Here is a 25201-nt window from a genome sequence, read left to right as displayed (position 1 = left end):
CTCCCGATAGGGTACTGCACATGCAGTGCTTCAAAACTCCGCCGGAACGGACAAATCGAACAGGATTCGTCCAACCGAACTGGAATGGAAACTCAAACGCCGGCGTTTTTGCGACGCCGGCGTTCTCTAAAATCATGCGGCGTTGAGCTTCTTCTCCGCAGCTTCGGCGGCATGTTCTGCCGTGATGCCGAAATGCTTGTAGAGATCGTTGATCTCGCCCGAAGCGCCGAAGCCCTTCATGCCGATGAATATGCCGTTTTCGCCGATGAAGCGTTCCCAGCCGAGCGAGATTGCCGCTTCAATGGCAACCTTGACCGGCGCGTCGCCGATGGTCGCCGTCTGGTAGGCGTCGCTCTGCTGTTCGAAAAGCTCGAAGCAAGGAACGGAAACGACACGCGTGGCAATGCCTTTGCCTTCCAGCAGGTCGCGGGCCTTGAGTGCGATTTCCACTTCCGAGCCGGTCGCGAAGATCGTCACTTTGGCATCCTTGCTTGCCACAGCAAGTTCATAGGCGCCGAAAGCCGAAAGGTTTTCGTCGCGATGCTCAGTACGGACCGTCGGCAGGTTCTGGCGGGTCAGAGCCATCGTCGACGGCGTCTTCTTCGATTGCAGGGCAATCTGCCAGCATTCAGCCGCTTCAACAGCGTCGGCAGGGCGGAACACATTGTGGTTCGGAATGGCGCGCAAGGCGGCAAGCTGTTCGACCGGCTGGTGGGTCGGGCCATCTTCACCAAGACCGATGGAGTCGTGCGTCATCACGTAAACGACGCGGATGCCCATCAGCGAGGAAAGACGCATGGCCGGACGGCAATAATCCGAGAAGGTCAGGAAGGTGCCGCCATAAGGGATCAGGCCGCCATGCAGCGTCATGCCGTTCATGGCTGCTGCCATGCCGTGTTCACGGATACCGTAATGGACGTAACGCTGGCCGTAGTCTTCCGGCGTTATGGCCTTGGTCTGGCTCGTCTTGGTGTTGTTCGAGCCGGTGAGGTCGGCGGAGCCGCCGATGGTTTCCGGCACGACACCGTTGATGACTTCCAGAGCCATTTCCGAAGACTTGCGAGTTGCGACCTTCGGTTTGTCGGCGGAAAGCTTCTTCTTGTATTCGATGATGGTCGCATCGAAGTTGGAAGGCAGGTCGCCACGCATCCGGCGCTCGAATTCAGCGCGGGTGTCCGGGTCGGCGGCGGCAAAGCGCTTTTCCCATTCCTGACGCTTCTTGGCGGCATTGAGACCGGCAACGCGCCAGCCGTCCAGTACTTCTGCCGGAACGACGAAAGGTTCGGAATTCCAGCCGAGCGCTTTGCGGGTTGCGGCAATTTCTTCGGCACCCAGCGGCGAACCATGTACCTTGTTGGTGCCAGCCTTGTTCGGCGCACCGAAGCCGATGGTCGTCTTGCAGGCGATCAGGGTAGGCTTTTCGGAAACCTTGGCCAGTTCGATAGCCTTGGCAATCGCATCCTGGTCATGACCATCGACAGCCATCGTGTTCCAGCCGGAAGCGGCGAAACGGGCAGGCTGGTCAGTATTGTCGGAAAGCGTGACGGGGCCGTCGATCGAGATGTTGTTGTCGTCCCAGAACACGATCAGCTTGTTCAGCTTCAGATGACCGGCAAGCGCGATGGCTTCCTGGCTGATGCCTTCCATGAGGCAGCCGTCACCGGCAATCACATAGGTGTAATGGTTGACGAGGCTATCGCCGAACTGTGCATTGAGGATGCGTTCGGAGAGCGCCATGCCGACGGCATTGGCAATGCCCTGGCCGAGCGGGCCGGTCGTCGTTTCGATGCCGGCTGCGTGGCCGTATTCCGGGTGACCGGCGGTGCGCGATCCGAGCTGGCGGAAATTCTTGATCTCGTCGATGGTGATGTCTTCGTAGCCCGAAAGATAGAGCAGCGAATAGAGCAGCATCGAGCCGTGGCCTGCGGAGAGCACGAAACGGTCGCGATCCGGCCAGTGCGGGTTCTGCGGGTCGTGGGAGAGGAAACGGGTATAAAGCGTCGTCGCTATATCGGCTGCACCCATCGGCAGGCCGGGATGGCCCGAATTGGCTTTCTCGACCGCATCCATGGAGAGGAAGCGGATTGCGTTGGCCATCTGGTTTTGTTTGTCGGAATTGGTCATGGTTTCAGCCGTCTTTCCTTGGGAGGGGTTAACGGGGTTGCGGCGATGCCTTTTGCCTGAGCACGATCCGTATCCAAAACGGCTTCATGCGTCTCGGGATCATGCTCCAGAAGGCATCGGGACACATAGCACCTGCGTATGAGGAGTCAATAAACCGATGACTTTTGGGCAATAAACTGTCCGCGACTAATCGATTGAGTTGTGTGGAAAGCTGTAGAACAATCACCGAAAAGCCGTTTTTGCACCGATAACGGTGCATGAACGTTCACATAAGCCCCTCATTTGTTGCTTATCTGGCGGGCGATTATTACAATCTTTTCAAAGATGCCCGTCCCGCAGGCGCGATTCGATGTCCAGAGTTAGTCTGCGAATTGGCATTGGAAAGGATATGGATGGCACCCGAAACGACCCTCAGGCAAGTCTTGGAACGGCTGGAAAAGGCACTCAATTCGCTTGAACAAGCGGTCGATCTGCGGCTGGACAAGGAAGGCGACTTCGCCGAGGCCGAGGAGGAGGTGCAGCGTATGAATGCGGATCGCAGCCGTCTCGCTCAGGAACTCGATCAGTCGGAAGCGCGCGCCGAGCGGCTGGAAGCCGCAAATCGCGAAGTTTCGCGGCGTCTTGTGACAGCGATGGAGACAATCCGCGCTGTTCTGGACCGATAGGAGGCTACCATAGCGACTGTAACCGTCACCATCGATGGCAAAGCCTACCGCATGGCCTGCGACGAAGGGCAGGAAGAACACCTGTCCGGGCTTGCCGACCGTTTCGATCAGTATGTCACGCATCTCAAAACCTCCTTCGGAGAAATCGGCGATCTGCGCCTGACGGTCATGGCCGGGATCATGGTTATGGACGAGATGGCTGAGATGCAGAAGCGCATCAACGGTCTGGAGAGCGAGGTCGAAACACTGCGCCGCGCACGTGATGAAGCGCTTGGTCGCGCCGATAGCAACGACGCTGCCCTGACCGGCATGCTTTCGGACGTAGCGTCGCGCATCGAGCAAGTGGCATCGCGCATTGCGCCGCGAAACAGCTAGTCAACTCTCCGCATTTTTGCGTCGTTTCGACAGATCAGCCGACTGGATGGAATAGGTCTCACAGACGCTGAGATGTCGAGGCTACTCTTTGGCGATCTGCCTTATCGAACCGCTTGCCAGGAGGAAGGTTTGTAGAAGCTGTCCCGTTCTTCACGGCTCTCCTATTCGATATTCTTGCTTCAGATGCTATTTTCATCAAATTAACAGGTTCACCCCTAAGGCCGATCCCTTAGGTAGGGAAGAACTTTTCAGAGCAAGAGTGTTATTAAAAACAAATCGATAGATCATAATCGGCAATAAAAAGCTTCGATTTTTTTTCAGAATCGCTCTGGAGAAAATACTCAAATAGTTTTTATGCTTTTGAGCATTTTTTTATGTGAGAACCAATCGGTTGCTCGCAAGCTAATAGCGACTATTATAGCCGCTGGTTCAGCTTCTTTTAGTCGGGTGTGGGAAATATCTTGAAGCGATACAGTGGGACGGATACCGCATTCTTCTCGACTGACATGGTTGAGAGCAGGTTTCGCAATGATTTTCTACGGGCTGCCATGAAGCCATTGTATGAAATCGTTATTGACCCTGCAGAACGCAATTATGAGCTTTCTGGTGTAGCCAGCTTGCGTACCAGCGGTATGATTACAATCGGCACAACCACGTTCAATACGCAAAATTATGTCCGGACCCCGAAGATCATCGCCCAAGGTGGGCTGGATTTTTACATGGTACAACTGATGACCGGCGGACATCTGCAGGGCGACTTTGGCGGAGCAGACGTGACGGCAAGCCCTGGTGATATTCTCGTTATTGATCTCGCGAAAACCCTTGTCAGCCGTGCTTTTAAAGGTGCCAGAACGACGGTATTCGTGCGCCGATGTGATCTGGAGGAGGTTACGGGCGGTAGAAGTCTGCACGGGCTCGTCTTGCCTGGTGCGGAACCCATGACCCGTCTAGCCTTTAATTACATTCAGGAGCTCAATGCGGTTGTGCCAGAATTGGGGCCGGATGATGCGGTTGCTGCTCAACGTGTGATGCTGACATTGATCGCCGCTGGGATTACGGGTCTGAAGGGCAAATTCATCGAGCAGCTGCCCGTCAATTTGCCGATGCGAAAACGTATTCTGTCATTCATCGACAATAATCTTCACGATCCCCTTCTTGGGGTTTCTCTGATTATCAAAAATTTTCATGTGTCTCGCTCCCATCTCTATCGTGCATTCGAAAATGATGGTGGCGTCGCGAAGATTATTCGCGACAAGCGACTTGACCGCGCGTTTCGCATGTTGTCGGAAGAACGCCATCGGACTCTTTATACGAAAGAGATCGCTTATCGATGCGGTTTTCAGGATCCGACGCAATTTGCTGCAGCCTTCAAAAGCCGTTTTGGCATGTCTCCCAAAGATGCTCGCGCAAGCGGAGCGCAATTGCTTTCCAGCGGTATCATGGACTTCCCATTTTTTCAGCATCTTTCCCAAGAAATAGCGCGGGTAGGGGCCATTGATCCCTAGTTGCGGATCGTCAAATCCTTTTGAAAAGTTTTCCGGTTAGGCCGATGCAAGCCACTGGCGTTCCCGTTAAGCAGGTACTATATTGGCTCTTGGCGAACTGCGCTTCCCGACAGGTGTAACAGCATCCCCGGGGCCTTATTGATCTCTAAGGGAGCTGTCCCTGTGAAGGCTTGCGGGCTTTCGCATATGGCGCCCACCTACTTTGTAGGTTCCCGGGATCAATCACTACCATCGGTCGTCGTGGTCGCCGCTTTCTTTTCTCAATTTGCCGCAGGTCAGCTATGAGCTTGATCTAACGGACAATTTGTTCGTAAACAGGCGCGAAGTCCAACAATTCGCGCATCTTGATGAAATCTCCTGAAACAGTATCACCCGATTCATCGGAAAGACTGACCGTCGCAGTACCCGTCGCTTTCGTCTACGGTCTTCTGCTTTATGTCATGATCTGGTCGCGTCATTATGTGGATGCAATGCCGGTCATTGCAGGCCTGATGCTGTTACCGATGGCTGTTGCCAGCCTTGCCTCCAGCCTCTCCGATCCGCGGGCGGAAAAGGGATTGTGGCGCCATGTCCGTATGGGATGGGCCATTATTGGTGGGCTTGTCGTTATCAGCATGGTGCTTTTCCATGAGGCCGGAATTTGCGTGGCCATGGCCGCTCCGTTCTTCATGGCGTTCTCGGCGCTGGGTTCGGCTGTGACCTTGTGGATCATCCGACAGTTTCGCTCCCGTCGCTCGACGACGCTGGTAATCGCGCTGCCGCTCGTCGTTCTGCCAGCCGAACTTCAGATGTCCTACACACCGCACGATGGCGCTGTGACTACGGTGATCGAGATTGCCGCGCCGCCGGAAGTCGTCTGGCAGCAGACGGTTGAAATCCGCAATGTGCGTCCAGACGAGCTGTCGTGGACATTCAGCCATGGCATTCTTGGCGTGCCGCAGCCGACGGATGCAAGGCTGAACGGTACCGGCATCGGCGCGGTACGCGACTTGCAATGGACGCATGGCGTGAATTTTCAGGAAATTGTCACGCAATGGGAAGAGAACCGGCTTCTGGCGTGGGATTTCCGCTTCGGTCCCGGCTCCATACCGCCTGAGGTCGAAGCGCATATCAAGGTCGACAGCAGCTATCTGAAGCTTGCGCAGGGTGATTATCGCCTTGAACCGGTGGCGAATGGTCATACGCGGCTCACACTGACGACCCATTATCGGATCGCAACGCCGATCGATTTCTACTGTGATTTGTGGGGCAAGCTGTTCCTGAATGATTTCCACGGCGTCGTTTTGAAGGTCATTCGCGACCGTTCGGAGAAGATCGCACGCAGGGGCGACCGGATCACTTGACGGAGCGGCTTAATGCGGTTCCACTACACGATGCAACGTGGCATCAGGGAGTGGCTTGGAATGACAGCAACGGAGCGTAGCCCCGGACTGGAAAAGCAGGAGCTTCGACGCAAGGTTCTGGCGGTCCGCGATGCTCTTGATCCGCGCTTTCACTACGAAGCTTCCCTTGCGGCCGCAAACAAGGGCGAGGCGGCAATCGATGTGGCCAAAGGTACGCTGATCGCCGGCTACTGGCCGATCCGTTCTGAAATGGACCCGCGCCCGCTGTTGTCGGTATTTCGCGCCAAAGGCGCGCGGCTTTGCCTCCCCGTCGTTCTGGATAAGGAAACGATTGCCTTTCGTGAGTATCTGCCCGATGCCAGATTGCGTCAGACGGGCTTCGGCACGATGGGACCGGGAGAAGATGCGCCGGTTGTTGATCCGGCGATCATGCTGATGCCGCTCGCAGGCTTTGACCGGCGCGGGCATCGGCTTGGCTATGGTGCCGGACACTACGACCGCGCGCTGGCGCGTTTCACGGAACGCGGATTGCAGCCACTTCTGATCGGCATGGCTTTCGACTGTCAGGAAGTTGAGCGTGTGCCCGATGAGCCGCACGATATTGCGCTCGACCAGATCCTGACCGAGAGCGGCTTGCGTTCGCTTGGCGCAGGTTTATAAGGCATTCTCATGAGATTGCTTTTTCTTGGTGATATGGTGGGCCGGTCGGGCCGCACCGCGGTATATGAAAAACTGCCGGGGCTGATTTCCGATCTGAAGCTGGACTTCGTAATCGTCAACGGCGAAAACGCCGCGGGCGGTTTTGGCATTACGGAAGAGATTTTCCACGATACCATTCGTGCTGGCGCCGACGTCGTGACGACCGGCAATCACGTCTGGGATCAGCGCGAAGCACTGGATTTCTCCAGGCGCGAAGACCGTTTTCTGCGCCCCGCAAACTTCCCGAAAGGCACAGCCGGAAAAGGCGAGGGGCTTTACATCGCCAAAAACGGCGCCCGGGTTCTGGTATCGAACGTCATGGGCCGAGTGTTCATGCATCCCGATCTTGATGATCCGTTTATCGCGGCCGAGAAAATTCTGGAAGCCTGTCCGCTTGGCGAGCAGGCCGATGCGGTCTTCTTCGATTTCCATGCTGAGGCGACGAGCGAAAAGCAGTGTTTCGGTCATTTTGTCGACGGTCGCGCCAGCGCTGTTGTCGGAACGCACACGCATGTCCCGACCGCCGATTGCCAGATTTTGCGGAATGGTACGGCCTATATGTCCGATGCCGGCATGTGCGGTGATTACGATTCCTCGCTTGGCATGGACAAGGAAGAGCCGCTCAATCGTTTCCTGTCGAAAGTGCCGAAAGGACGTTTCGAGGCGGCGAATGGCCCGGCTACCGTCTGCGGCGTGGGTATAGACATTTCGGATCGCACAGGGCTTGCAGAAAAGGCCGCCCCCTTGCGCATCGGTGCACATCTGGAAGAAACCATTCCGGCATTCTGGCGATAACGTCTTATTTTAGCTCGAAGTATGATGTTATCTACAATTGAGTGGCTATTTTGACCTGGCAGCTTTCTGCCGGTTGAACGGGCTTTTCGCGTTCCTATCTCCTTGCAACGAGTTTTTTCGCAAGGGGACGCAGCTTAATGGATTTTTTTGCCGAGTATCTGGGATTTCTTTCGACCCCCGCCGGCTGGGCCGCGCTGGTTACGCTGGTGACGATGGAAGTCGTCCTCGGTATCGACAATCTGATCTTCATCTCTATCCTGACCAACAAGCTGCCCGCTTCGCAGCAGGCTCGCGCACGCCGTATCGGTATCGGTGCGGCGCTCATTCTGCGTCTGGCACTCCTTTTCACCATTTCGATCATCGTCCAGCTCAAGGACCCGATTTTCGAGGCGTTCGGCCACGGCTTCTCCTGGCGTGACATCATCCTGATTGCCGGTGGTCTGTTTCTTGTCTGGAAGGCGACCAAGGAAATCCACCACACGGTTGACCCCGAGGATGGCAAGGAAAATATCGGCGGCAAGGTGGCTCAACTTACCATGGGCGCCGCCATCGTTCAGATTCTGATTCTCGATCTGGTCTTCTCGGTCGATTCGATCATCACTGCCGTTGGCATGACCGACGAGATCGCCATTATGGTCATTGCCGTGGTCGCAGCCGTCACCGTCATGCTGCTTGCGGCTGATCCGCTGTCGCGGTTCATCGCGGCGAACCCGACCATCGTCATGCTGGCGCTGGGGTTCCTGCTGATGATAGGCATGACGCTGATTGCCGATGGTTTCGGCTTCCACGTCCCGAAGGGCTATATCTACGCTGCGATGGGCTTTTCGGCGCTGGTCGAAGCGCTCAACATGCTGGCGCGGCGAAAGCGCAAAAGCCAACAGTAAAAGCCAGATACGACAAGGCCACCCGTCTCATCCTGAGACGGGTGGCCTTGTTATTTTAACGCCGTGAAACTGGTCTGTTGTGGCAATTCTCGTGCAGAGGTCTGACCATTCGCAACGCTTGCAGGCTGTGCGTAATATGCCTTCTGCAAAAGCACGACGCATTACGTCAAGCCGCTCTGCGTTGAGCCCGAGAAGGTTTTGCGTGGAAAGCGTCTGGCCGATCAGGTCGCCTACGGCCTCCAATGCCAGCCGGTCGCGCTCGCGAACACTCGCTTCGTAACAATGGCAATCGCCCCCGCAGAGCAGGGGCGCGCAAATGTCGTCCGGGCCATCGACGAGAAGGATATCTTCCCCTTCGCTCAGCCGCCCGGCAATCCTGTCGTAGTTTTCGACGAAAGCCGGGCTGTAGCCTTTGCCGACATAAGTCAGCATGCAAAGGAGGTGATGGCCGCGCAGGCGTATTGTCACCTGTTTGATCAGGCCTTGCCGTCGCGGGCGATGGCCTTGAGGATCGCAGCGCCAAGAGCCGATTTGATGAGGGCACCGATAAGGAACGGCGTTACGCCGAAGGCAATTGCCTTTTCAACGCCGATGATGCTGGACAGCCAGACTGCGCCAAGCGCAAGGCAGACTACATTAGCGGCAAGGAACGAAACGAAGGCGAGGCCGACGCGGTTACCGTTCCAGCCGCGTTCGGCCAGATAGCCGGTCATCGCGGCGATGATCGGGAAGGAAACGAGATAGCCTGCGGTGGGGCCTGCGAAATGCGCAAGACCGCCAGCACCGCCAGCCAGAACCGGAAGGCCGAGCATGGCTTCGCCGAGCCAGGCCAGAACCGTGGCCATGCCAAGACGCCAGCCATAGAGTGCGCCGATCAGCGGGACGATCAGGGTCTGCAGCGTAATCGGAACCGGAATCATCGGAACTTCGATCTGCGACGAGATGGCGAGAACCAGCGTGCCAAGCGCAACGGCTGCAAGGCGCATCGCAGGGGAACGGGATTCCAGATTGAGTGGGCTGAAGGATGGGCACGTCTGGGTGATGGTCGTCATGGTTTCCTCAAATTATAGATAAAATTGAGATTCGATCTATATCTTCTTAAGGCTCCTGACGATAAACGCAAGAGGCGGCGCAAACAGAACGGTGCGTAGCTGTGGGAGTCGCGCGCAGAGCCCCTGTCACGCAGCTGAAAATCCGCACGAGTGACCAGAGTGGCGACGATAGAAATGAGGTGCTTATCTGTGCAAGCGCCTGATCAACCAACAATCGCGAACGAATCGCGCGTCTTGCCCGATGCGGTCTTGACCGGACGGTGTCCGATCCATTGTACATGACGGGCGAGGATGGTCACTGCGCTCTCGACATCGTTCTGGCGCAGCGCCTGCAAGATGGCGCGATGGTCGTGGTCGGTGCGGGTTTCCCATTCCGACCGCCAGGTAGCGAAGAGAAACCGGGCGCTGGCAGCATGGAGATCGTCGATGGCTGCAAGCAGACGCGGCATCTTGCATGGTTCGAGGATGAGCCGATGGAAGCGGCGATTGGCATCTTCCCAGCTTCTGACATCGCGTGACTTGTCGCCTTCCAGTGTGGCCTGTTCGGCGGCGTCGAGCGTTGCCTGTGTGATGTGCGGGGCTGCATGGCGCAGCGCCAGAACTTCCAGAGCGGCCCGCATCTCTGCCACTTCCCTGATCTCGCCGATGTCGAACGATGCGACCCGGACGCCGCGCCGTGGCTCGGAAACAGCAAGCCCTTGAGCCTCCAGCCGCCGGAATGCTTCGCGCACCGGCACATGGCTGGTCTCGAATTCTTCGGCAATGTGATCCTGTCGTAGTTTCATGCCGGGTTCTATCTCGCCCGCGATGATGCGGTCGGCAAGAATGCGGCTGATACGGGCTGCAATGGTTTCGCTGGGGGTGTTCTGGGCGGGCTGAATCATGAATTTATAGATAATCTGCTTTGCCTGGCGGGTCGAGCAATATTGCTTTTATTGACAGAGATTCGAGGGGGACGGCGCTTTTGCTGGACGAATGGGCCTGAATTCCTTATAACGCCGCCATTCTGCACGGAAAGCACTGTGGCCCAACCTGCGGCCCTTCTCTGCTTGATCTCTGTTTCATGCGTGACGCTTTCTCCGTGCACAGCATTTTAAACAGAACAGGGGTGCCATGGCCGGCCATTCACAGTTTAAGAATATCATGCACCGCAAGGGCCGTCAGGATGCGGTGCGGTCGAAAATGTTTTCCAAGCTCGGACGCGAAATCACCGTCGCTGCCAAGCAGGGGCTGCCTGACCCGACAATGAACCCGCGCCTGCGTCTGGCGATCCAGAACGCCAAGGCGCAGTCTATGCCGAAGGACAATATCGAGCGTGCCATCAAGAAGGCTGCCGGTAATGACGGCGAGAATTATGATGAAGTGCGCTACGAGGGCCGTGGCCCCGGCGGCGTATCGGTCATCGTGGAAGCGCTGACGGACAATCGCAACCGTACTGCATCGAATGTGCGCGCAGCCTTCACGAAATCGGGCGGTGCACTGGGCGAAACCGGCTCGGTGTCCTTCATGTTCGACCGCGTCGGCGAAATCATCTACAAGCCTGAAGTCGGCGACGCCGACAAGGTTATGGAAGCAGCCATCGAAGCTGGCGCTGACGATGTGCAGTCCGGTGAAGAAGAACACGTCATCATCTGCGCGTTCGAAGATATCGGCGAAGTGTCCAAGGCTCTGGAAGCTGCGCTCGGTGAAGCCGAATCGATCAAGACGATTTGGAAGCCGCAGACCAATACCGAGCTGGACGAGGAAAAGGCGCGTTCGGTTCTCAAGCTTCTCAACGTGCTCGAAGACGATGACGACGTGCAGAACGTCTACACGAATTTCGAAGTCAGCGACGAAGTCATGGAAAAGCTGAGCGCCTGATTGGGCACTCTGAGATAATCTCGAAAAATCCCGGCTTTGTCCGGGATTTTTTATGCCTTGATGAATGAGACATTCGGGCAATAAAAAACCCCGCCGAGGCGGGGCTTTTCAACCAGATGCAATATCGGATTAGATGCCGAGATTGCCGAAACGGTTCTTGAACTTGGTAACGCGACCGCCGCGATCAAGCAGGGTCTGCGAACCGCCCGTCCAGGCCGGATGAGTGGTCGGGTCGATATCGAGGTTCATCGTATCGCCTTCCTTGCCCCAGGTCGAGCGGGTCATGTATTCGGTGCCATCGGTCATCACGACCTTGATGGTGTGGTAGTCGGGATGGATATTGGCTTTCATCTTCTCAATCCTGAAAGTCTGGGGTGAAAAGCGCAGCCTTGACTATCGAAACTGCGGCACTTTCGCCCAATGGCAGATATGAAGACCCATTACCTACAGGCAACGGCTTCCAAAAGGGTTGGCGAGCCTATACATCAGGCGCACGGCAATAACAAGGGCGCAAACACAAGAATGGCCGACCGGGATACTGAAATTGATATGAATCACGAATTGACTGCAGAAGAAAGTCGCAAACGCCGCTCGCTGAAGCCGCTGAAGAGGATGATGCCGTTTCTGGCACCCTATAAGGTCCTGGTTGCAGGGGCGCTCTTTTCGTTGGTGCTGGCCGCTGTAACGACCCTTGCAGTGCCTGTTGCGCTGCGTCGCATGATTGACCATGGCTTTACGGGCTCGAATGCGATCTTCGTCAATAATTACTTCGGCATGCTCGTGTTGCTGGCGCTCATTCTCGCGCTGGCGTCGGGCCTGCGCTATTTCTTCGTGATTTCGCTCGGAGAGCGGGTGGTTGCCGATCTGCGCAATGCGGTATTCTCGCATGTGACGGCGCTCTCGCCGGAATTCTTCGACCGGTCGCAGTCCGGTGAAATCGTTTCGCGTCTGTCATCCGACACAACGCAGATCAAGTCCGTGGTGGGCGCTACGGCCTCTGTCGCGCTGCGCAACATGATTCTGGGTGTCGGCGCATTGGCGATGATGGTCGTGACCAGCCCGAAGCTTTCTGCGTTGGTCATTGCCGCCATTCCGATCATCGTTTTGCCCCTCATTGCCTTCGGACGCTCGGTGCGTCGCCGCTCCCGTATGACGCAGGACATGCTTGCGAAGGCCAATGCCTATGCCAGCGAACAGATTGGCGCGATGCGCACGCTGCAGGCTTTCACCAACGAGAACATGGTGGTCGGGCGTTTTGGCAGCGCGGTGGAAAAAGCCTTCCAGGCAGCGCGTTCCTCCATTCAAGCCCGCGCAATCCTGACGGCCTTTGCAATTTTCCTGATCTTCTCCAGCATTGTTGCGGTGCTTTGGTTCGGTTCGCGTGATGTGCTGGCTGGCACGATGACGGCCGGTACGCTTGGACAGTTCGTGCTTTACGCGGTGTTTGCAGGCAGTTCCTTCGGTGCCTTGTCGGAAGTGGGGGGGGAACTGGCGCAGGCTGCAGGGGCAACGGAGCGCCTTGTCGAAATTCTGGACGAACAGCCCGGCATCGCAGCCCCCTTGAAGCCCGTTGCCATGCCGGTGCCGCCGCGCGGCGAGATCGTGTTCGATTCTGTGCATTTCTCCTATCCGACACGGCCAGATGCGCCGTCGCTCAACGGCATCAGCTTCACCGTGAAACCCGGCGAAACCGTTGCGATTGTCGGCCCCTCGGGTGCCGGCAAGAGCACGATCTTCGCGCTTGTCATGCGCTATTATGATCCGCAGTCCGGCAAGATCCTGATCGATGGCGTGGCCTTGCCTGATGCCGACCCGCAAGCCGTTCGCGCGCGTATTGCAACCGTGCCGCAGGACGTCGCGATTTTCGCCACCAGCATACGCGAGAATATCGCCTTCGGTCGCCCCGGAGCGAGCGACGAGGAGATTGTGGCGGCGGCAAAGGCGGCTCTTGCGCAAGATTTCATCATGGCGCTCGACAAGGGCTATGATACGGAAGTGGGTGAACGCGGTGTGACGCTTTCAGGCGGTCAGCGCCAGCGTATTGCCATTGCGCGGGCAATCTTACGTGCTGCGCCCATTCTTCTCCTTGATGAAGCGACGTCAGCGCTTGATGCCGAAAGCGAAATGCTGGTGCAGAAAGCTCTGGACAGCCTGATGGCTGATCGCACGACGCTTGTCGTTGCGCACCGGCTTGCAACTGTGCTCAAGGCCGACCGCATTCTCGTGCTCGACCATGGTCATATTGTCGAAGAAGGCACACATCAAAGCCTTGTCGAAAAGGGCGGTATCTATGCCCGTCTCGCCAAGCTGCAATTCGAGGCAGGTGCTGGAGCATTCGTTGCGAAGTGAAATGGGAGGGCTTTGCCCTCCCGTCATTTCTTCTTAACGTTCGGTCAGCTTCAGCTCGATGCGCCGGTTCTTGGACCGGGCATCGGGTGTGTCGGCGGCGTCGAGCGGCTGATATTCGCCGAAGCCAGCCGCGACGAGCCGGTTGGCCGGAACGCCGTTGGCGATCAGGAATTTGACCACTGCGGTTGCTCGGGCCGATGAAAGCTCCCAATTGTCGCGGAAACGTCCGGTGCCGGCCAGAGGTACATTGTCTGTGTGGCCGTCAACGCGCAGCACCCAGTTGATGTCATCCGGGATTTCCTGATTGAGCTGGTTTACCGCATCGGCAAGTTTCTTCATCTCGTCCTGACCGGCCGGATTGATATCCGCCGAACCCGTCGGGAAAAGAACTTCCGACTGGAAGACGAAACGGTCACCGACTATGCGAATGTTTTCCTTGTCTGATAGGATTTCACGCAGACGCCCGAAGAAGTCGGAACGGTAGCGGTTCAACTCCTGCACGCGCTGCGCCAGCGCGACATTCAGGCGGCGGCCGAGATCGGCGATCTTGGCGTTCGATTCGCGGTCGCGGCTTTCGGAAGCATTGAGTGCATCTTCAAGCGCTGCGATCTGGCGGCGAAGAGCCGAAATCTGCTGGTTCAGCAGTTCCACCTGACTGAGTGCGCGGGCGCTGACCTGCTTTTCGGCATCAAGGCTTTCGGACAGTTCACCAGCGCGCTTTTCAGCCGCTGCACCCGCGCCGCTGCCTTCGTTCAAAAGGCTTTGCAGACGCGAACGCTCATTTTCCGCGCTGGACAGCGAAGCTTGCAGATTGGCGATGGTGTCCTGCATGTCCTGCGAATTGCTGCGCTCCAGCGACAGAAGCTGCGTCAATTCCTGTATCTGGCTGTTGAGGCGTGCAAGCACGCTGTCCTTGTTGTTGACCTCGCGGCTTAGCAGGAATTGCGCCAGCACGAAGACGGTGAGCAGGAACATGATTGCGAGCAGCAACGTCGTCAGCGCATCGACGAAGCCCGGCCAGTAATCGACATGCCTTTGGGAGCGGCGGTTGCGGGCGAGGGACATGGCGGCCTACTCCGTCTTGTCCGTGCGGTCGGATTTGCGGTCGTGCGAACGCTCGCCGATGGCCTTGGTGAGGCGGTCAAGCGTCTGGCGGATGGCCTTCTGCTCGTCGGCCTGCTTTTCCACCCAGTCGCGCATGATCTGCTGTTCGCTGCGCATGTTCTTGACGAGGCCCTGTATGCCTTCCGCAAGATTGGCCAGCGCTGCCGTGGTGCGCTGTGTCGAAGCGTCCCCACCATGGAGGTTCTGTAGCCTGTCGGCCAGAACGCGGATTTCTTCCGTGCCGCCGTTTTGATCGGCTGCGATATCGGAACCGAGATCGGTGACCGAGGAAAGCCAGTTTTCCAGTTCTGTATAGAAGCGGTTTTGCGCGCGGCCCGCCTGAAGATCAAGGAAGCCGAGAATGAGCGAGCCGGAAAGGCCGAACAGAGAAGACGAGAAGGCTGTACCCATGCCAGACAGTGGAGCCTGAAGCCCGGCTTTCAATGCATCGAGAACGTCGCCAGTGCTGCCGGAATTGGGGTCAAGTGTCTGGATGGTGCGTCCTATGGACCCGACTGTTTCCAGAAGGCCCCAGAAAGTGCCGAGAAGACCGAGAAAGACCAGAAGGCCGATCAGATAGCGCGATATATCGCGGCTTTCATCAAGGCGCGTCGCGATGGAATCGAGGATCGACCGCATGGATGAGGTCGACAGCGCCATCGACTGGCGGCGGCCGATCAGAGCACGCATCGGTGCCAGCAGCACGGGTGGGCGCGTGGTGCCTTCGCGGTCACCGTCGCGGAATGAATTAACCCAGCGAATTTCAGGCAAAAGCCGCAACACCTGCCCGAAGGCGAGCAGAATGCCGACCAGCAGAACGCCGAGAATAAGCCCGTTGAGACCAGGATTGGTGATGAAGAAAGTGTGAATCTGTCGCATCAGGATCGCCGCCAGAAAGGCGACGATAATAAGGAAGATCGCCATGGAGAGAATGACGATGCGCGGGCTCGAAAGGCGGTAGGGGTCGTAATCACGTCCCTCGTCCAGACGGTCCCGGGAAACTCTCAAATCGCTCATGCGCTGCGCTCCATGGTCGCGTGTTTGAACAGGAGCCTACTTCATTAATTCGTGAAGCGGAATCGTCTGGATACGAAAAAATGAAGGCAAAAATGCTTCAGCGCGCCGCTTTCACACGACGCGCTGAAAGGAAACGCAGGTAATGCCGGAATTAAATCAGATCGGCTTGTTGATCGTCTTCAGCAAGGCTTTCTGAATGATTTCATTGCCCGCAACAATGGTTTTGGTGCCGAAAATATCCTGCCCGCCATTCTTGTCCGAGACAAAACCACCGGCTTCGCGGATCATCAGCATGCCCGCGCCGAGATCCCACGGATGCATGCCGTCTTCCCAGAAGCCATCCAGACGGCCGCCTGCAACATAGGCGAGGTCGAGCGCAACGGCGCCCATGCGACGGATGCCTGCGGTTTCAGCCATGACATTGCGCAGTTCGACCAGATAATGGCCGTGATGGCCGCGACCCAGATGGGGAATACCGGTGCCGATGACGGAATCAACCAGCTTGTTGCGCGATGCAACGCGCAGGCGACGGTCATTGAGGAATGCGCCACCACCGCGTTCTGCGGTGTAAAGCTCGTCCATGGCCGGATTGTAGATGACGCCGGCGACGATCTGCCCCTGACGCTCGAGAGCGATGGAGACTGCGAAAACCGGAATGCCGTGCAGGAAATTCGTGGTACCGTCGAGAGGATCGATCAGCCAGCGATGCTGTCCGTCCTTGGATTCAACCTCGCCGGATTCTTCCATCAGGAAGCCGTAATCCGGGCGGGCGCGGCTCAATTCCGTATAGACGATCTGTTCGGCGCGACGGTCTGCCTGGCTGACATAGTCGCCTGGGCCCTTGAGAGAAACCTGGAGATTCTGGACTTCGCCAAAATCACGAGCGAGGCTGCGGCCGGCCTTCATAGCGGCCTGTACCATAACGTTGAGAAGGGCTGAGCGGGCCATTTCATTGTCCTTGTAAGCACGATCCCGAAGCGTGGATTTTGAAGGGAATCATGCAGTTAATCATAAACAGAAGGTCGATCATCCAGCCAGAAACATGTTTGGCGGACAGTCGGGGGAATTGAGCGATCTGAGAAAGAACGGTCGCTAAATTTGCGACATGGATTATGCGGCGCCCGATACGGGGCACCGCAGATCTCGTTTTTCGTATTAAGCGCGGCTGACGTAGGTCAGTTCGTTGGTATCAACGATCACGCGTTCACCGGATGCAATGAACGGCGGTACGAGAATGCGGATACCGTTTTCAAGCACAGCCGGCTTGTAGGACGATGCAGCGGTTTGGCCCTTGACGACCGGATCGGCTTCGGTGATGGCGAGCGTGACCTGATCCGGCAGACGGATGCCGATCGGCTTTTCTTCGTAAAGTTCGACCGTGACCATCATACCATCCTGCAGGAAAGCAGCGCGGTCGCCAACAAAATCCTTGGCCAGCTCAAGCTGTTCGTAGGATTCGGTGTCCATGAAGATCAGCGCTTCGCCCTGTTCGTAGAGGAACGAGAAATCCTTCTGTTCCAGACGAACGCGCTCCACGGTTTCAGCAGCGCGGAAACGTTCGTTGAGCTTGGTGCCGTTGATGAGGTTCTTCAGTTCGACCTGATTATAGGCACCGCCCTTGCCAGGCTTGACGGCGTTGGTCTTGACCGCAACCCACAGGCCGCCAGCATGTTCGATGACATTGCCGGGGCGGATTTCGTTACCATTGATCTTCATGAGCTTGATCCGGAATGAAAATGTGAAACCATGTGCGGTCCGGCGCATGACGACGAAAAGGCAACCGTCCGGTTTATTCCGGAGATTGCGCACCTGCCTTATACTCGAACCACGATAATCGGCGTCTCAAGACCATAAAAAGGCGCTTGGCGCAAGCCTGAGCACGAAAAGAGAGCAGGACGTGCCAGAAAATTCGCCCAAAAATCAGCGAACGCGCAGATTGTTGGCGGTTTCTATGGCCTGTTTGATCTGGTCGTCAGCCAGTCCGTCCATCATGTCGTTGAGGTCCGGCGAGCGAAAACCGGCGCGTTGGGCAACAATATACCAGGCCGCAGCCTTGACGAGATCGCCTTCGGTGCCGATGCCGTCGCGATAGAGACGGGCAAGCCAGGCCTGCGCCATCACCATGCCGCGCTGGGCACCAAGACGCATCCAGCCAAAACCCTGTTCGTAGTCGCGGTCGCCGCCGCGCCCTTCAATCAGCCAGCGACCGAGATCGAACTGCGCGGTATCGTAACCTTGCGCGGCTGCAAGCAGGAGATAGACGCGCGCTTTCTTGTCGTCACGCGGAATGGCAGGCGTACCGTTGGCATAAATCTGGCTGAGTGCATATTGTGCGTCGGCCAGTTTGGCTTCGGCGGCCTTCTCGAACCAGGGGAAGGCAAGGTCGATGCCCGGCTTGCCCGGCGTCTTTACCATCAGCATCTGGCCATAGTTGAACTGCGCCATGGCATTGCCGCCATCGGCGGCTTTCTTCATCAGTTCCTCGGCCTTGACCGGATCTTTCTTGGCATAGGTGCCCTGAAGCAGAAGTGCAGCATAGCGGAATTGCGCTTCGACAACGCCGTTATTGGCTGCTTTCTCATACCACTCTGCCGCCAGTTTCTGGTTGGCGGGGATGCCGAGTCCGCGGGCATAAATCTCTGCAATGAGCGCCTGCGATGCCGGATCGCCCTTTTCAGCCTGTGGCTTGGCCAGATTGAAAGCAGTCAGATAAAGACCGCGTTGAAATGCGCCGAATGCCTCGTCTGCCGGTTTGTCGCCGAAGCGGCTCGGATCGATGGGGGGCATCGGTTCCGTGGTTGCCGGCTGCGGCAGCATCACCGGCTTGGCTGGCTTGTCCGCCTTCTTGTCCTTGTGATTACCCTGCTGGCTCTCCTTCTGACCGTGCACCGGCTCGCCTGCTGCCAGAGCAGGCAGGACCGGCAGCGCGAATGTCAGAACGGCAGCGAGAAGAAATTTGTTCTTCATGGGCATCGGCAAGACCTTGATGAAGGAATCAGTTTTCAAAACGTGGCGCGTTCTCATCGAGAAGCCGGTTGGCTTCCGCGACAGCCTTTGCGGGGTCTTCCGCGTCGAAGACGGCGCGTCCGAGCGCAACGAAATCCGCGCCGGTTTCGGCTGCAGGGATGATGCTTTCCAGCGTGCTTCCGGCTTGCGCGATGCTGGGGATTTCCACCATCTGCGACCACCATTCAGCCAGCGACAGGTTACGCGGATGGGCATCCGGCTTGTTGTCCGCGCCGATCTTTCCGAAGAAGACATAGTCGGGCTGCAATTCGCCGATCTCCATCGCGCCATGGCGGTCACGCAGATTGCCGGTGCCGACGATCATTTTCGGCGTATGCTTTTCGATTGCATCCGCCAGATCGGCAGTCTTGCCTTCGATGTGAATACCATCAGCGCCGACGCGACCTGCGATGCGTGTATCGTTGAGGATGAGCGCGGCAGCGCCTTTCTCCTGAATGATGGGGATGACTTTTTCGGCCGTGGCCTGAAAAGTGGCCTCATCGAGATCGCCGGTATCGAGAATGACGCTTGCAACGTCACCGCCCGATAGTGCGGCCGTCAAAAGCTTTGCGAGAGCCGCGCCGTCGGCAAGTGGAGGCGCAACCAGCACAATGCGGCAGCGTTCGATTTCAGTCTGGTGTGCGGGCGTGTTCATGAACCAAGCCTAACGGGAAAAACGTGATGGAATTCGGGCAATAGAGGCGTTCTGTTTATCGGAAACAGAAGCTGCGCTCTATCTATTTGTTTTATCGCATTTATGCGACGCAACCGCGCTTCGGCAAGTATTCATTGGCGAAACTCACGTCGGTTTGCGCCTGTCCGGGCTGGCAGAATGTTATCCACTGGAACGAAAGTTGATCGGAACCAACCCGGTTCTGCCGGGATTAACGGGTATATATGCCACACCAAGACCGGGCGCTGAACGCCCCGGCAAAACGTGTGAAACTGTTCCGGTTACCCATCCGGAATGACACGAAGAAGATTGGAAAGCCGCGCAATCCCAAGTGCGAGCGCTTTCCTTCAAAGATAGGCAGGCTGGTAAATGAATATTGCGACCGCTAGAGAAGCGATGCCCGCACAACCAACGAAAATGCGTGATACGCGCATTGACGTGTTTCGTGCGCTCGCGCTGCTAACGATCTTCATCAACCATGTGCCCGGCACGATCTACGAGCATTTCACGCACAAGAATCTGGGCTTCTCCGATTCGGCTGAAGCTTTCGTGCTGATTTCCGGCATGGCCGTGGCGCTTGCTTATGGATCAAAGTTTGCCCCCGGCAATCGCCTGCTCCTGTCGCTGAAGATGTGGCGCCGCGCGGGCGTGCTCTATACCACGCACATCATGACCACCATGGCGACCATCGCCATTTTCGCTGCTGCGGCCATCTTCCTGAAACGTTCGGAACTGTTGACGCAGATCAACATCGCACCACTGGTCAAGCACCCGGTCGAGGCGCTGTTCGGCATCGTCACCATGGGTCACCAGCTTGGCTATAACAACATTCTGTCGATGTATGCCGTGATGCTGATTCTGACCCCGCTCCTGCTTCTGCTGGCGCGCATCAGCCTGCCGCTCATGCTCGGTGTTTCCGGAACGGTCTGGTTCCTGTCTGGCCTCTATCACGTTGCGCCGGTCAACTATCCGACCGAAGGCGTCTGGTTCTTGAACCCGCTGTCGTGGCAGTTTCTGTTTGCGATCGGTATCGCGGGCGTGATGCATGTGCGTCGCGGTGGTGAACTGCCGAAGCATCCGCTGCTGATCGGCCTAGCTGTCGGCTATCTCGTGCTGGCGCTGGCATGGGTCCGCATCCCGCTATGGGGTATCGACGCATCAATGGGCATGCCGATGGTCGTCACCGGCTTCGACAAGACCTTCCTGTCAGGCCCGCGCCTGCTGCATGTGCTGGCGATTGCCTATCTCATTGCTGTTGTGCCGACGCTGAACAACATTGCCCGGACTGCGCCGGATAATCCGCTGGCGATTCTCGGCAAGCATTCGTTGCCGGTCTTTATTGCCGGTACGCTGCTGGCAATGGTCGCACAGGTGATGAAGCTCGTTAATCCGGGCGGCTTGCCTTATGACACGCTGCTGATTGCAACCGGCATCGTCATGCAGTTCGCGCTGGCCTATTATCTTGAATGGCTGCCGACCATTGGTTGGAGCAAAAAAGGCGCAGCCGCGTCGGCAAAATCCGCTGTTCCCGCTGCCGAGCCCGTCAAGATGCAGGTTGCCTCAAGCTCGAAGCCTGCAATGCAGCGCTATTAACAATCAGCACCGATCAGCCGCCCGTTTCGGGCGGCTTTTCTTTGAGTAAACAGCGCCGGATTGTGCGAGATTATCCACAGCGCCGAGCAGAAATTAACCATTCATTAATCTTAAGAATGTTAAATGGTTTACATCCAGTTCGGCTGGATTCTTACCGAGTGGTTTAGCCACTCTGTTTGACGCCTCCCTGTTAAACTCCTGAGAGCCGCCATTGCGGCTCTTTTTTTATGTGCTTTTTGCTACGCACCGGGAAAAACCAATCTCCACATGCAGGGACGTGGAACGGAATATCTGCTCAATCCGTTCTAAATCGTGTCGTATTTTGTCATATTCAAACGACCCGCTTTAATCTTTTTCACGCATGTCCTTGTCCCAAAACCGGTTTCCACTTTTGGGGGCGTGCTTAGTTTCCTGGCTTTGATCAAAAGCCTTTGAAAATGTTAACCGAATGTTAAACATAAACTTGCGCGACGGTGCATGAAGGTGCAGTTTATCGTGGACTTGTTTAGCGCAGCTGTTCCGTCTCAGCCTCCCCCATGGTCGAACAGCGGTTCAATGGTTTCATTCGTATCCGTCCGGCAAATCCCACCGGACGTATGCGGCAACGGAATGGGCCGCCGATACCGGCGGTCATGCAAGGTGGCAGAGCAGTGATTAGCGAACAGGGTCAGATGCCGAGCAATATGATCAGCCTCGCGGAGCGCATGGTCTTCTCGGATTCGTTCAAGCCGATCTACGCCGAAGGCATGGATATGGTCGAGGAAGCTGCGAGCTATCTCGACGGCGAAGGCCGTGAAGACGCACGCAATCTTTCCCGTGTGGCTGCGACGCTCTATGCTGCCGAATCGATGCGTCTGACGACGCGCCTGATGCAGATAGCGTCCTGGCTGTTGCTCCAGCGCGCGGCACGCAGCGGTGAGATGACCCGCCAGCAGGTTTCCGCCGAAAAGGCCAAGGTGCGTCTTGATACACCGTCGGCGGGCGAAGTTGCACAGGGCTGGTCCGAACTGCCCGCCGCATTCATGGAACTCATTGACCGTTCCATGCGCCTTCAGGCACGCGTGCGCCGCATGGACCGCGAAGTTTACGGTGAAGTGGTTTCGCTTCAGGGCGTTCCGCGTGGCAACCCGGTTTCCGAACAGATCGTTTTGCTCAAGACCGCTTTTGGCGCTTCGTAACAATTGATCATATGTGCCCTTCGTGGCGCATGTTTCTCTTTTGTTCACTTTTCTGCTGTCAAGTGAATCCGTCTGAGGATAGGGTTCGCTTATGAAAGAAACGATTCGCATCATTGGTATTGATCCGGGCCTGCGCCGTACTGGCTGGGGCATTGTCGAATCGCTTGGCAATTCACTGCATTTCATCGGCTCGGGCACCGTAACCTCGAATGCCGAGATGGATCTGGCATCGCGCCTCTGCCAGCTGCATGAAGGGCTTTCCAAAGTCCTGCATGAATATATGCCGCATGAGGCAGCGGTCGAACACACCTTCGTCAACAAGGACGCAACGGCAACGCTGAAACTTGGTCAGGCGCGCGGTATTGCTTTGCTGGCGCCCGCGCAGGCCGGACTGCCCGTTGCCGAATATGCGCCGAATGCCGTGAAGAAGGCTGTAATCGGCGTCGGGCACGGGGAAAAGCAGCAAATCCATATGATGGTGAAAGTGCTGATGCCGCGCGCATCGTTCGATACGAGCGATGCCGCCGATGCACTGGCCATCGCCATTTGTCATGCGCATCATCGTCAGAGCATTGTAAGCGCCCGCCGGATGCAGGCGCTGTTAGAACGCGCAGCGACCTGATCCATCAGGTCGCTGCGCGTTCTAACGTAGTTTTTTTGCGCGCATCTCGTCCGAAAACCGTTTTACACTTTTCGGGATGCGCTCTCAGCGGGGTAGGATCAGAATGATCGGCAAGCTCAAGGGCGTGATCGATGAAATTGCCGAGGATCATGCCGTCATCGATGTGCATGGCGTCGGCTACGTTGCGTTTTGTTCGGCGCGCACGCTGGGCAATCTCGGTGGTGCGGGCGAGGCGGCCATCCTGTTTATCGAAACCTATGTTCGCGAAGACATGATCCGCCTTTATGGTTTTGCCAGTCAGCTTGAGCGTGAATGGTTCCGCCTGTTGCAGAATGTGCAGGGCGTTGGCGCCAAGGTGGCTCTGGCCGTGCTTGGCACTTTGTCTCCATCGGAACTCGCCAATGCGATTGCATTGCGTGACATCGCCATGGTGTCGCGCGCGCCGGGCGTCGGCAAGAAAGTCGCTGAGCGCATCGTGACGGAACTCAAGAACAAGGCGCCTGCCTTCGCCGGTGATGCGAGCGGCACGATCGGGCTCAAGCAGGAACTTGGCGCGGGGGCGGCTCCGGCACCGGTTGCCGATGCGGTGTCGGCGCTTTCCAATCTAGGCTATTCGCGTGATCAGGCCGCCAATGCCGTCGCTGCCGCCCTGAAGGAAGCGGGCGAGGGCGCCGATTCGGCCAAGCTGATCCGTCTTGGATTGAAGGAATTGTCGCGGTGATTTACTTGCCTGAGCGATATGTTCATGCGAGGAGGAAGGCATGAGCGACCGCAACCCTCTCATCGATGCCGATAGACGCGTAGACGAAGACAATACGCTGCGCCCGCAGACGCTTGACGATTTTGTCGGGCAGGCGGCAGCGCGCGCCAATCTCAAGGTTTTCATTGAAGCCGCCAAAGTGCGTGGCGAGGCACTTGACCATGTCCTGTTCGTTGGCCCTCCGGGGCTCGGCAAGACAACGCTGGCGCAGATCATGGCCAAGGAGCTGGGCGTCAATTTCCGCTCCACATCCGGCCCGGTCATTGCCAAGGCGGGCGATCTTGCGGCTCTCTTGACCAATCTGGAAGAGCGCGACGTTCTTTTCATCGATGAAATTCATCGCCTGAGCCCGGCGGTGGAAGAAATCCTCTACCCGGCCATGGAGGATTTCCAGCTCGATCTCATCATCGGCGAGGGGCCTGCCGCCCGTTCGGTCAAGATCGACCTCGCCAAGTTCACGCTCGTTGCGGCCACGACCCGTCTCGGGCTTTTGACCACGCCGTTGCGGGATCGTTTCGGCATTCCGACACGGCTCAATTTCTACACGGTCGAGGAGCTGGAATATATCGTGCGGCGTGGTGCGCGCATCATGCAGATGGGTATTTCGCCGGATGGTGCGCTGGAAGTCGCCCGCCGTTCGCGCGGTACTCCGCGTATTGCCGGTCGGTTGTTGCGCCGCGTGCGTGATTTCGCGCTGGTTGCAGGCGTGGATGTCATTGATCGGAAGATTGCCGATGAGGCGCTGTCACGTCTTGAAGTGGACAATCGCGGGCTGGATCAGCTCGACCGGCGTTACCTCAATATTATCGCACGCAATTTCGGCGGCGGTCCGGTGGGGATCGAAACCATTGCCGCCGGCCTGTCTGAGCCGCGTGATGCAATTGAAGACATTATCGAACCCTATCTGATCCAGCAGGGCTTCCTGCAGCGCACGCCACGCGGTCGCGTTTTGACGGCCATCGCATGGCAGCATCTCGGATTGCCTGCGCCTGCTGAAATCATCCAGCAGTCGCAATACGGTCTCTTTATGGAAGATGAATGACGGAACGACAGGAACAATTGGCGCAGGCTGCCGTATCGGGCGAACTGAAAGACGGCGCGCATCTGCTCTATGCACGCATCTATTATGCCGATACGGATTTTTCCGGCTTCGTCTATCACGGTCGTTATCTCGAATTCTACGAACGCGGACGCACGGACTTCCTGCGCCTGCAGGACGTTCATCATATCGAACTGGCCGAAGGCGCGCTTGGCGAGGAAATGGTCTGGGTCGTTCGCCGCATGGAGATCGATTACAAATCGCCCGCGAAGATGGACGACCTTATTCTGATTGAAACCCGCGTCAGCGAAATTCGTGGCGCACGGGTCATCATGGCGCAGAAGATTACCTGCGGTGAACGTCTGCTTTCGGAGGCGAAGGTAGAGGCCGTGATGATAACAAAGGCAGGCCATCCGCGTCGCATTCCCGACGAGTGGCGGGAAGCCTTCACCAACAGCCGCAAGGACTGAGTCCCAAGACAGCTCCAGGCACTTTCTGCGCTGGCTTGCTCTATGCGCTACCGGCAAATATGCCTAATTGGCCGAATGCTAACGCATC

Annotated in this window: 26 protein-coding genes and 1 other RNA gene; 16 read left to right on the top strand and 11 right to left on the bottom strand. The window is 57.1% G+C overall.

Annotated features, from left to right (window positions below; translation table 11 throughout):
- Positions 1-132: 132 nt before the first annotated feature.
- Positions 133-2124: a transketolase gene (gene tkt, locus HWX93_RS16505; RefSeq protein WP_176037990.1), complete on the bottom strand. Its 1992-nt coding sequence runs from the start codon at positions 2122-2124 to the stop codon at positions 133-135.
- Positions 2125-2516: 392 nt separating this feature from the next.
- Between tkt and HWX93_RS16500 the strand changes: the two genes are divergently transcribed.
- The 8 genes from HWX93_RS16500 to HWX93_RS16465 all read left to right on the top strand — a co-directional run bounded on the left by HWX93_RS16500 (position 2517) and on the right by HWX93_RS16465 (position 8390).
- On the top strand, positions 2517-2789 hold the full coding sequence (locus tag HWX93_RS16500; RefSeq protein ID WP_109988982.1) for a DUF4164 domain-containing protein: 273 nt from the start codon (positions 2517-2519) through the stop codon (positions 2787-2789).
- A gap of 9 nt (positions 2790-2798) precedes the next feature.
- Positions 2799-3164, top strand: a complete 366-nt coding sequence (locus HWX93_RS16495) for a cell division protein ZapA (protein ID WP_029376275.1) — start codon at positions 2799-2801, stop codon at positions 3162-3164.
- A gap of 506 nt (positions 3165-3670) precedes the next feature.
- Positions 3671-4669, top strand: a complete 999-nt coding sequence (locus tag HWX93_RS16490) for a helix-turn-helix domain-containing protein (RefSeq protein ID WP_176038045.1) — start codon at positions 3671-3673, stop codon at positions 4667-4669.
- 91 nt (positions 4670-4760) lie between these two features.
- A non-coding RNA gene (ssrS, locus tag HWX93_RS16485) (6S RNA) lies at positions 4761-4919 on the top strand.
- A gap of 97 nt (positions 4920-5016) precedes the next feature.
- Complete coding sequence (locus HWX93_RS16480; protein WP_176037989.1) at positions 5017-6012, top strand: SRPBCC family protein; 996 nt, start codon at positions 5017-5019, stop codon at positions 6010-6012.
- Positions 6013-6072: 60 nt separating this feature from the next.
- Complete coding sequence (locus HWX93_RS16475) at positions 6073-6672, top strand: 5-formyltetrahydrofolate cyclo-ligase (protein ID WP_109989119.1); 600 nt, start codon at positions 6073-6075, stop codon at positions 6670-6672.
- Between the two features lie 9 nt (positions 6673-6681).
- Positions 6682-7506: a TIGR00282 family metallophosphoesterase gene (locus HWX93_RS16470; protein WP_176037988.1), complete on the top strand. Its 825-nt coding sequence runs from the start codon at positions 6682-6684 to the stop codon at positions 7504-7506.
- A gap of 137 nt (positions 7507-7643) precedes the next feature.
- Positions 7644-8390 carry a TerC family protein gene (locus HWX93_RS16465; RefSeq protein WP_176037987.1) on the top strand — a complete coding sequence of 249 codons (747 nt, stop codon included), beginning with the start codon at positions 7644-7646 and terminating at the stop codon, positions 8388-8390.
- 27 nt (positions 8391-8417) lie between these two features.
- Here HWX93_RS16465 and HWX93_RS16460 read toward each other — a convergent pair whose 3' ends face one another.
- The 3 genes from HWX93_RS16460 to HWX93_RS16450 all read right to left on the bottom strand — a co-directional run bounded on the left by HWX93_RS16460 (position 8418) and on the right by HWX93_RS16450 (position 10326).
- Entirely contained in the window at positions 8418-8858 is a 441-nt protein-coding gene (locus HWX93_RS16460; RefSeq protein ID WP_176037986.1) for a DUF1284 domain-containing protein, read from the bottom strand.
- A gap of 8 nt (positions 8859-8866) precedes the next feature.
- On the bottom strand, positions 8867-9442 hold the full coding sequence (locus HWX93_RS16455; RefSeq protein WP_176037985.1) for a biotin transporter BioY: 576 nt from the start codon (positions 9440-9442) through the stop codon (positions 8867-8869).
- A 203-nt stretch (positions 9443-9645) separates the two neighbouring features.
- Positions 9646-10326, bottom strand: coding sequence for a GntR family transcriptional regulator (locus HWX93_RS16450; protein WP_061348025.1), 681 nt, complete (start codon positions 10324-10326; stop codon positions 9646-9648).
- Positions 10327-10555: 229 nt separating this feature from the next.
- Between HWX93_RS16450 and HWX93_RS16445 the strand changes: the two genes are divergently transcribed.
- Positions 10556-11302, top strand: coding sequence for a YebC/PmpR family DNA-binding transcriptional regulator (locus HWX93_RS16445; RefSeq protein WP_109989124.1), 747 nt, complete (start codon positions 10556-10558; stop codon positions 11300-11302).
- A gap of 129 nt (positions 11303-11431) precedes the next feature.
- On the opposite strand, the gene rpmE is transcribed toward HWX93_RS16445, so the two are convergent.
- Positions 11432-11653, bottom strand: a complete 222-nt coding sequence (gene rpmE, locus HWX93_RS16440; protein WP_002964804.1) for a 50S ribosomal protein L31 — start codon at positions 11651-11653, stop codon at positions 11432-11434.
- 69 nt (positions 11654-11722) lie between these two features.
- Here rpmE and HWX93_RS16435 point away from each other — a divergent pair, with 69 nt between their 5' ends.
- Positions 11723-13651 carry an ABC transporter transmembrane domain-containing protein gene (locus HWX93_RS16435; RefSeq protein ID WP_176037984.1) on the top strand — a complete coding sequence of 643 codons (1929 nt, stop codon included), beginning with the start codon at positions 11723-11725 and terminating at the stop codon, positions 13649-13651.
- A gap of 33 nt (positions 13652-13684) precedes the next feature.
- Here HWX93_RS16435 and HWX93_RS16430 read toward each other — a convergent pair whose 3' ends face one another.
- The 6 genes from HWX93_RS16430 to HWX93_RS16405 form a co-directional block, all read right to left on the bottom strand.
- A complete protein-coding gene (locus HWX93_RS16430) occupies positions 13685-14716 on the bottom strand; it encodes a peptidoglycan -binding protein (protein WP_109989125.1) in 1032 nt (343 codons plus the stop codon).
- Between the two features lie 6 nt (positions 14717-14722).
- Positions 14723-15772, bottom strand: coding sequence for a MotA/TolQ/ExbB proton channel family protein (locus HWX93_RS16425; protein WP_176037983.1), 1050 nt, complete (start codon positions 15770-15772; stop codon positions 14723-14725).
- 156 nt (positions 15773-15928) lie between these two features.
- Complete coding sequence (locus HWX93_RS16420) at positions 15929-16720, bottom strand: inositol monophosphatase family protein (protein ID WP_176037982.1); 792 nt, start codon at positions 16718-16720, stop codon at positions 15929-15931.
- A 207-nt stretch (positions 16721-16927) separates the two neighbouring features.
- Positions 16928-17488, bottom strand: coding sequence for an elongation factor P (efp, locus tag HWX93_RS16415; protein ID WP_010661385.1), 561 nt, complete (start codon positions 17486-17488; stop codon positions 16928-16930).
- A gap of 204 nt (positions 17489-17692) precedes the next feature.
- Positions 17693-18739 (bottom strand): tetratricopeptide repeat protein, encoded by a 1047-nt coding sequence (locus tag HWX93_RS16410; RefSeq protein WP_109989185.1) that lies wholly within the window; start codon positions 18737-18739, stop codon positions 17693-17695.
- 28 nt (positions 18740-18767) lie between these two features.
- Positions 18768-19433, bottom strand: a complete 666-nt coding sequence (locus tag HWX93_RS16405) for a thiamine phosphate synthase (RefSeq protein ID WP_109989128.1) — start codon at positions 19431-19433, stop codon at positions 18768-18770.
- 387 nt (positions 19434-19820) lie between these two features.
- Here HWX93_RS16405 and HWX93_RS16400 point away from each other — a divergent pair, with 387 nt between their 5' ends.
- The 6 genes from HWX93_RS16400 (at position 19821) to HWX93_RS16375 (ending at position 25113) form a co-directional block, all read left to right on the top strand.
- Positions 19821-21044: an OpgC family protein gene (locus tag HWX93_RS16400; RefSeq protein WP_235969124.1), complete on the top strand. Its 1224-nt coding sequence runs from the start codon at positions 19821-19823 to the stop codon at positions 21042-21044.
- Positions 21045-21715: 671 nt separating this feature from the next.
- Positions 21716-22222, top strand: coding sequence for a DUF1465 family protein (locus tag HWX93_RS16395; RefSeq protein ID WP_140022061.1), 507 nt, complete (start codon positions 21716-21718; stop codon positions 22220-22222).
- Positions 22223-22313: 91 nt separating this feature from the next.
- Positions 22314-22844 (top strand): crossover junction endodeoxyribonuclease RuvC, encoded by a 531-nt coding sequence (gene ruvC / locus HWX93_RS16390; RefSeq protein WP_176037981.1) that lies wholly within the window; start codon positions 22314-22316, stop codon positions 22842-22844.
- Positions 22845-22947: 103 nt separating this feature from the next.
- The gene (ruvA, locus tag HWX93_RS16385) at positions 22948-23565 is read left to right on the top strand and encodes a Holliday junction branch migration protein RuvA (protein ID WP_176037980.1); all 618 of its coding nucleotides are present in this window, start codon (positions 22948-22950) and stop codon (positions 23563-23565) included.
- Positions 23566-23605: 40 nt separating this feature from the next.
- Entirely contained in the window at positions 23606-24646 is a 1041-nt protein-coding gene (ruvB, locus tag HWX93_RS16380; protein ID WP_176037979.1) for a Holliday junction branch migration DNA helicase RuvB, read from the top strand.
- Complete coding sequence (locus HWX93_RS16375; protein WP_109989133.1) at positions 24643-25113, top strand: YbgC/FadM family acyl-CoA thioesterase; 471 nt, start codon at positions 24643-24645, stop codon at positions 25111-25113. Before ruvB ends, HWX93_RS16375 begins: the two co-directional genes overlap by 4 nt.
- Positions 25114-25201 lie beyond the last annotated feature (88 nt).

The organism is Brucella tritici (assembly GCF_902825325.1).
In the GTDB taxonomy this organism is placed as follows: domain Bacteria; phylum Pseudomonadota; class Alphaproteobacteria; order Rhizobiales; family Rhizobiaceae; genus Brucella.
The sequence above is the reverse complement of the archived record's forward strand: the minus strand, read 5'-3'. Positions and strand labels throughout refer to the sequence as shown.